At 56.5% G+C, this 6,961-nt stretch carries 6 protein-coding genes; 4 read left to right on the top strand and 2 right to left on the bottom strand.

What is annotated here, in order from left to right; genetic code table 11:
* On the bottom strand, positions 1-547 hold a 547-nt coding region (locus DY251_RS03475; protein ID WP_245415842.1), incomplete at its 3' end, for a lysylphosphatidylglycerol synthase domain-containing protein.
* Between the two features lie 107 nt (positions 548-654).
* Here DY251_RS03475 and DY251_RS03470 point away from each other — a divergent pair.
* The 4 genes from DY251_RS03470 to DY251_RS03455 are packed head-to-tail and all read left to right on the top strand — an operon-like array spanning position 655 to position 5,799.
* Positions 655-1,665, top strand: coding sequence for a glycosyltransferase family 2 protein (locus DY251_RS03470; RefSeq protein WP_425373273.1), 1,011 nt, complete (start codon positions 655-657; stop codon positions 1,663-1,665).
* On the top strand, positions 1,649-3,160 hold the full coding sequence (locus DY251_RS03465; protein ID WP_158553213.1) for an ArnT family glycosyltransferase: 1,512 nt from the start codon (positions 1,649-1,651) through the stop codon (positions 3,158-3,160). Before DY251_RS03470 ends, DY251_RS03465 begins: the two co-directional genes overlap by 17 nt.
* A gap of 17 nt (positions 3,161-3,177) precedes the next feature.
* Positions 3,178-4,455, top strand: a complete 1,278-nt coding sequence (locus DY251_RS03460) for a hydroxyacid-oxoacid transhydrogenase (RefSeq protein WP_116622450.1) — start codon at positions 3,178-3,180, stop codon at positions 4,453-4,455.
* 60 nt (positions 4,456-4,515) lie between these two features.
* The gene (locus DY251_RS03455; RefSeq protein ID WP_116622449.1) at positions 4,516-5,799 is read left to right on the top strand and encodes an amidohydrolase family protein; all 1,284 of its coding nucleotides are present in this window, start codon (positions 4,516-4,518) and stop codon (positions 5,797-5,799) included.
* Between the two features lie 8 nt (positions 5,800-5,807).
* On the opposite strand, the gene DY251_RS03450 is transcribed toward DY251_RS03455, so the two are convergent.
* Positions 5,808-6,920 carry a pyridoxal phosphate-dependent aminotransferase gene (locus DY251_RS03450; protein ID WP_116622448.1) on the bottom strand — a complete coding sequence of 371 codons (1,113 nt, stop codon included), beginning with the start codon at positions 6,918-6,920 and terminating at the stop codon, positions 5,808-5,810.
* Positions 6,921-6,961 lie beyond the last annotated feature (41 nt).

Genomic DNA, 6,961 nt, shown 5'->3' with positions numbered 1-6,961 from the left:
CGATATGGGAAAGCCGCGCGGGCAAGACGTTGTCCGCAGATCGCATCACCACATTGCGCAACGGAAAAAGCAGAACCGGAGCGATAAGGAACGTGAGCCATAGGACCCACGCCCACCACGTATAGCCTGTATGAGACACCAAGCCGATCCCCGCAGCGGCAAGTAGCGCTTGCATGTCGAGCAGGCGCATGACCAGAAGTGCAGCTGCGCCTCGTGCAACCGGCACGCCAAATTCGCTGCGCATAAGCAGAGGAAAGCTTGTTTCACCCAGCCTGAATGGAAGCATCGTGTTGAGCAGATTGTGTACTTGCGTGACGCGAAACAGCCAGAAGAACCGGCCACGCGTTTCGTTCGGAAAATAGTCGTGAATCCGGTGCGCGCGCACAAAATAAGTCGAGACCAGAAGCGCCACTGCGCCGAGCACGGCACCCAAGCCGACGGCCTGCCAGCCCTGCAGAATGCTCGCCCAACCCCATGCCCACTCCACAAACAGCGCATAGGCGAGGATCACCGCAATCGTAATTAGAGTGATCGCGCTTTTTCCCAAAATATTTCTCTCGATATGTCACTACAATCGTAGGTCGGTGTGTAGTTGCGTCCTGTCGCCGCCTGCATTAACACGAAACGCCGGATGTCGAACCTGTCGGAGTAATTTTGCAAGTTCATCACGTTCCAACTCGGCCTAGCGGTCAAGCCATTGAGGCGATTGAGCTTTCCGTGCTCGCACCAGTGCACAACGAAGAGGAAAACGTAGTTCCGCTCGTTGACAGCATTTGCGAGTCGCTGAAGGATTTTGGAAAGCCGTGGGAACTTATCCTTGTCGATGACGGGTCTACGGATGCAACTTTAGAGCGTGCAAGAGCGCTTCTTGGTCGACCCGGTGTGAAGCTTAGAATCATCGAGCTGCAACGAAATTTCGGCCAGGCTTCTGGTTTGCAGGCGGGCATAGATGCCGCGCGGGGGCGCTTGATCGCAACGCTCGACGGTGATCTCCAGAATGACCCGCGCGATATTCCGGCAATGATCGACATCCTGGAAATGCAGGATCTCGACATGGTTTGCGGCTGGCGCAAGGAGCGTCAGGACGGGTTGATGCTGCGGCTGATCCCCTCGTGGATAGCAAACAGGCTGATCCGCAAGGTGACTGGCGTGCACATCCATGACTATGGCTGCGGTTTGAAGCTTTATCGCACCAGTGTTGTCAGGCAGGTGCGCATTATGGGCGGCATGCACCGCTTCATTCCCGCATGGGTCGCGAGCGTCACACCCACAAGCCGTATTGGTGAAATGGTGGTGCACCATCATGCGCGGCAATTCGGTCAGTCGAAATACGGGATATCACGCACCTCACGCGTTATTCTTGACCTGTTTTCGGTGCTCTTCTTTATGAGCTTCCGCCAGCGTCCGGGCCACTTTTTCGGCACGATCGGCCTCGTATTTGGCGCAATAAGCACGCTTATGTTCCTCTACCTTTTTGTCGTGCGCTTCATTATTGGCGAGGATATTGGCACCCGCCCCATGCTGTTGGTCGCTGTCATGCTGTTCCTTGGTGCGGTCCAGATGATAACGACCGGCATAGTCGCCGAAATGCTGGTGCGCTCGAACGGCGGCGGGGATGTGTATACGGTGCGTGCAGTGTACGAATCTAATGTTGGGAATTCTTGATAGGCTAGGCCGCAGCCAGTCTGCGGTTTTCATTCTCCTTGCGGTCTATTTCGCGGCGAATGTTGTTGTGCGGCTGAACCAGCCCGCCTCGCTTGAGTATGACGAGGCGCACCAGCTTTACCTCTCGCAATGGCTTTTTCCGGGAATCGACTCGCAGCCGCCATTTTACAATTGGCTGCAATATGGGGTGGTGCATCTGTTCGGCAGTTCGCTGGCGGCGCTCTCCGTGCTCAAGAATATTGTGCTGTTCTGCTGCTATCTGACATTCGGATTGACTGCGGCCAAAATGTTGAAAAACCAATCGCTTGCGGCCATCGCAACGCTTGGTTTGCTCACAATTCCAACGATCAGCTACGAAACGCAGCGCGATCTAACCCACACGGTTGCAGCTCTTTTTGCTGCAAGTCTCTTTTTCTACTGCTTCGTTCGTACGGTAGAAAAGCCCAATGCGCTGAACTACGCGCTAACCGGCATTGCGGCCGGCATAGGCGCGATCTCGAAATACAACTTCATTCTGTTTCCAATCGTAACGATCCTTGCAGCATTGCCGGATCGCGAAATGCGTCGGCGCGTTTTCGATCCAAAAATTGCGATTTCGGCGGTTTTAGGTGCGCTCGTCATTTCGCCCCATGCATGGTGGTTTATCGATAATTGGTCGCGCGCCACCACCAAGACCGTCGCAAAATTGACGATGGACGCGTCGTCCAGCTGGATCGTTCAGGTGTGGCAGGGCCTATCCTCGCTTACCGAAGCATTGTTGGGCACCGCAGCACCCACACTCCTTTTGTTCTTGATCATTTTCGGGCGCGATCTGCCTTCCGCTTGGCGCGCCCAGAACCAGTGGACGCGCCTGCTTGAGCGCATGTTCGTGGGCTTGGTTATCGCGCTCGTGCTGATGGTGCTTTTTGCTGGCGTCAGCAACGTCAAAAGCCGTTGGCTAATACCGTTTTTCTTCCTCTTGCCGCTTTATCTCTGCCTCAAAGTGGAGGCCTCGGGTGTCTCCATTGCACAGGCGCCGAGGCGGATGGCAGCAATCGCGCTCGCGATCATGGTTGCGATACCGACCACGCTTTACACGCGGAATACATCTATCGGAGCGATGGAGCACTACGGCAAACAGCACGTTCCCTATGGCCCGGCGGTGCAGGAGATTCTCGCAAGCAGCAATGTTGCGCCCGCGCTTATCGTGACGCCGGATTCCTATCTTCCGGGCAATATCAGGCTTCACACACCAAACGTCCCTGTCGTCGCGCCAGCATACCCGCCTTCGCGCGCCGGCTATCCGTTCGACGCTGATCACCCGTGGCTGGCCATCTGGCGAAACATAGACGGTACGCCTGCGCCGCAGCCCACTGCTGCCTTTAGGCAATGGGTACAAATCGACCCGCGTCTGCGAGATGCAGAATGGCAAATAGGGATGATCGCTCCCCCTTATAATTATGGGAAGCCGGGCGACGTTTACAGTTTCAGCTATGCATGGATTAGGCCGAAATAGCGGAGTAATTTGGCGCAATGAACGGTCAAAACAATGAAGCGGTTTTTTCGCTCGAAAGCGCCAATCTCAAATTCGGCAACGGAGCATTTGAAGAGTTAGGCTGGGAGCTTAATCGCCTCGGACTGAAAAAGCCCCTGCTGTTTGCCGATCCGCGCTTGCGTTCTCTTGGAATAATCGACCGGGCGGCAGAGATCCTCGCGCGTGCGGGCATTCCGATCACCGTCTATGATCGCATCTCGGTCGAGCCAACTATCGACTCCTTTGGCGAAGCAGCGCGCTTTGCTGCAGCGATGCGCCCGGATTGCTTTATCGCATTGGGTGGCGGCTCAACGATCGACACTGCAAAGGTCGCGAATTTGATATCCACCCACGGTGGCGAGATCATCGATTACGTCAATCCGCCCGTGGGCGGTGGCCGTAAACCACAGTCGCCGCTCGCTCCGCTCATTGCCATTCCAACAACGTCCGGCTCCGGTTCGGAGGCAACAACTGTCGCTATTCTCGACATACCTGAGCTGAAGATCAAAACCGGTATTTCACACCGCTATTTGCGCCCCGCGCTGGCTATCGTGGACCCTGAACTTGCGCGCTCGACGCCGCCCGCCGTTACCGCATCGTGTGGGCTTGATGTCGTCTGTCACGCCGTCGAATCTTACATTTCAAAGCCGTTTGACGCGCGGCCAAAACCGGCCACGCCGGATGATCGTCCGCCATATCAGGGCAGTAACCCCATCGCCGACATTTGGTCGCTGAAAGCAATCGAGTTCGGCGGGCAATTTCTGCGGCGCGCAGTGAAAAGTGGAAATGATCTTGAGGCGCGCGGCACGATGATGCTTGGTGCAACAATGGCAGGCATAGGTTTTGGCACAGCGGGTGTTCACATACCCCATGCCTGCGCCTATCCGCTGGCGGGCCTCAAGCATAAGTATCGCGCGGAAGGCTATGAAACGACTCACAATTTCATACCGCACGGTTTCTCGGTAATCGTCACTGCACCGGCCGCATTCAGATACACATTCGATGCCGCGCCCGAAAAGCACATCAAGGCCGCAGAATTGTTACGCGGGGCATCGATTGCCGATCCGGGTCCGGATTCATTGCCCTCCGCGCTGATCGATCTCATGCGGGATGTCGGCGCGCCATCAGGCATTGCAGCACTCGGTTATGAAGAAGCCGATATTCCAGCGCTCGTAGAAGGGGCGCTCAAACAGCAGCGGCTTTTGGTGGGCGCGCCGAAGCCCATAGACGCCAAGGGCATTGATTCCATCTTCCGCGCCTCGTTTGCAAATTGGTGACGCCGCTTGTTTGCTGACAGATGATTGCTCTAACCTCGGCATGCTAACCGGGAATCGATAATGGCGTTCGACATTCTTGTTAAGGGCGGAACTTTACCTGACGGCCGCATTGCCGACATCGGCGTATCGGGCGACCAAATCACCGCGATTGAACCGCGGATAGAAGGCGAAGCCGTGCGTGTTATAGACGCGACGGGCAATCTCGTTTCACCGCCTTTTGTCGATCCCCATTTTCATATGGACGCGACGCTTTCCTACGGGATTCCGCGCATAAATGCCTCCGGTCTATTGCTGGAAGGCATCGCACTTTGGGGCGAGTTGAAGCCTTTGCTGACCCACGAAGCAGTGAAAAGTCGCGCGCTCGCATATTGCGATTGGGCGGTTTCGATGGGGCTGCTGGCCATCCGCACGCATGTGGACACGTGCGACGACCGGTTGCTTGCTGTCGAGGCTCTCATCGACGTTCGTCGCGAGGTCGCTCCCTATATCGATCTCCAGTTGGTGGCGTTTCCGCAGGATGGACTCTACCGCTCGCCAAACGCGCGCGAAAACACCATTCGCGCGCTGGATATGGGCGTCGATATTGTCGGCGGCATACCGCATTTTGAACGCACTATGGCGGACGGGCGCCGCTCGGTGACGGAGCTTTGCGAAATTGCGGCCGAACGCGGGTTGATGGTGGATATGCATTGCGACGAGACGGACGATCCATTGTCCCGCCAGATCGAGCAACTTGCCTATGAAACGCAGAGACTTGGTTTGCAGGGCAGGGTGGCTGGCTCGCACCTGACCTCCATGCATTCCATGGACAATTATTATGTGTCCAAGCTCCTGCCGCTCATCGCCGAGGCGCAGGTTTCGGTCATTCCGAATCCGCTCATCAACATCATGCTGCAGGGACGGCACGACACTTATCCGAAGCGACGGGGAATGACGCGCGTCCCGGAAATGCTGAAACACGGCATCCGTGTCGGCTGGGGGCAGGATTGCGTACTCGATCCCTGGTACTCGCTGGGAACGGCCGACATGCTGGATGTCGCCATCATGGGACTGCACGTTGCGCAGATGTCGTCGCCAGACGACATGCGCCGTTGCTTTGACATGGTTACGAACGTCAACGCCGCCATCATGGGGCTAGACCATCTTGGATTGGAGACTGGAAAGAGCGCCAGCCTCGTGATTATCGATGCTGGCGACCCAATCGAAGCAATTCGGCTGCGGCCAGACCGCTTGTGCGTGATTTCAAAGGGCAAGGTAGTCGCGGAAAAAACGCGCCGCGACACCAGCCTGTCGATTCCGGGCAGGCCGGAGACGATCAATCGCCGCCATCGGTTGCCGAACTGAAGTTCAGGTCAGCTACGCGCAGCGGTTAGCGCTTTAGGCAATTCTTCAGCGAAAATGTCCAACTCATAATCCAGCCCGACACTGATACGAATGCAGCGATCGAGGCCCGGAGCCATGGGCTTGCGCACGAAGACGTCGCGGGCAAGCAGTCCATCCAGTACCTTTTTCGCGAAAATGCCATCGCTGCCGCAATCAATGGTGACGAAGTTCGTAGCTGAGGGTAGCGGGACCAACCCGTTGGCAACTGCGATTTCTGCAATGCGCCTCCGTCCCGCTACGATCCGCTCAACAACTTTTTTCAGGTAGGCCTGATCGTGCAACGCGGCCAGCCCCGCGACTTGCGCCATCTTGTTGACCCCGTAGTGGTCGCGCATTTTCTCGAAATTCGCGATCACGTCAGCATCACCAAATGCATAGCCACATCGCAAACCAGCGAGGCCATAGGCTTTGGAGAATGTTCGGAAGCGCAAAACATTGGGCCGAATGAGATTAGCCGGAGGCAAAACACCTTGGGGCGCGGTTTCGCCATAGGCTTCGTCAAGCAGCAGCATCGTCGTTGAAGGCAGGGCAGACATGAACTCGACGATCTCGTTCGAAGTCCACCAACTACCCATCGGGTTGTCTGGGTTTGACAGATAAACGAGTGGCGCGTTCTCGCGTCGTACGGCTTCGAGCAGTGTGCCTAAACTTTCTTTATCGTTCTCATATTCGACAAGGACGAGCCTGCCACCCGATCCCGCTACGTGAAAATTGAAGGTCGGATAGGCCCCCAATGAAGTCACGACCGGGGTGCCATCCTCGACAAACAGGCGTGTCGCAACGCCCAACAGGCCGTCGATCCCTTGGCCAACAACAACATTGGCAGCGCTCAGTCCCAAATGTGCGGCGAGCGCCTGCTTCAGTTCGTAATTGTCGGGGTCGCAATATTTCCACATCTCGCCTGCGGCGGACTGCATCGCGGCAATCACGGATGGGGCAGGGCCAAAACAGTTTTCATTGGCTCCGATCCGCGCCCGGAAAAGTTTCCCGCGAGTGCGTTCTTGCGCTTCAGGTCCGACAAACGGCACTGTTGACGGCAATCCAGCCGCAATTTTTGTGAAGCGGGGCGTGTTCGCGGTCATAAGGCCTCTCGTTCTGTCCGGACAGGATAGGCTCCCGCGTT

The organism is Mesorhizobium denitrificans, assembly GCF_003403035.1.
GTDB lineage: Bacteria > Pseudomonadota > Alphaproteobacteria > Rhizobiales > Rhizobiaceae > Mesorhizobium_G > Mesorhizobium_G denitrificans.
This window is presented reverse-complemented; position numbering and strand designations above follow the sequence as displayed.

Excerpts from the sequence above, each read along its gene's own strand:
- DY251_RS03460 (WP_116622450.1), top strand. The coding sequence starts at position 3,178 with ATGAACGGTCAAAACAATGAAGCGGTTTTTTCGCTCGAAAGCGCCAAT.
- DY251_RS03450 (WP_116622448.1), bottom strand. The coding sequence starts at position 6,920 with ATGACCGCGAACACGCCCCGCTTCACAAAAATTGCGGCTGGATTGCCG.
- DY251_RS03455 (WP_116622449.1), top strand. The coding sequence starts at position 4,516 with ATGGCGTTCGACATTCTTGTTAAGGGCGGAACTTTACCTGACGGCCGC.
- DY251_RS03465 (WP_158553213.1), top strand. The coding sequence starts at position 1,649 with ATGTTGGGAATTCTTGATAGGCTAGGCCGCAGCCAGTCTGCGGTTTTC.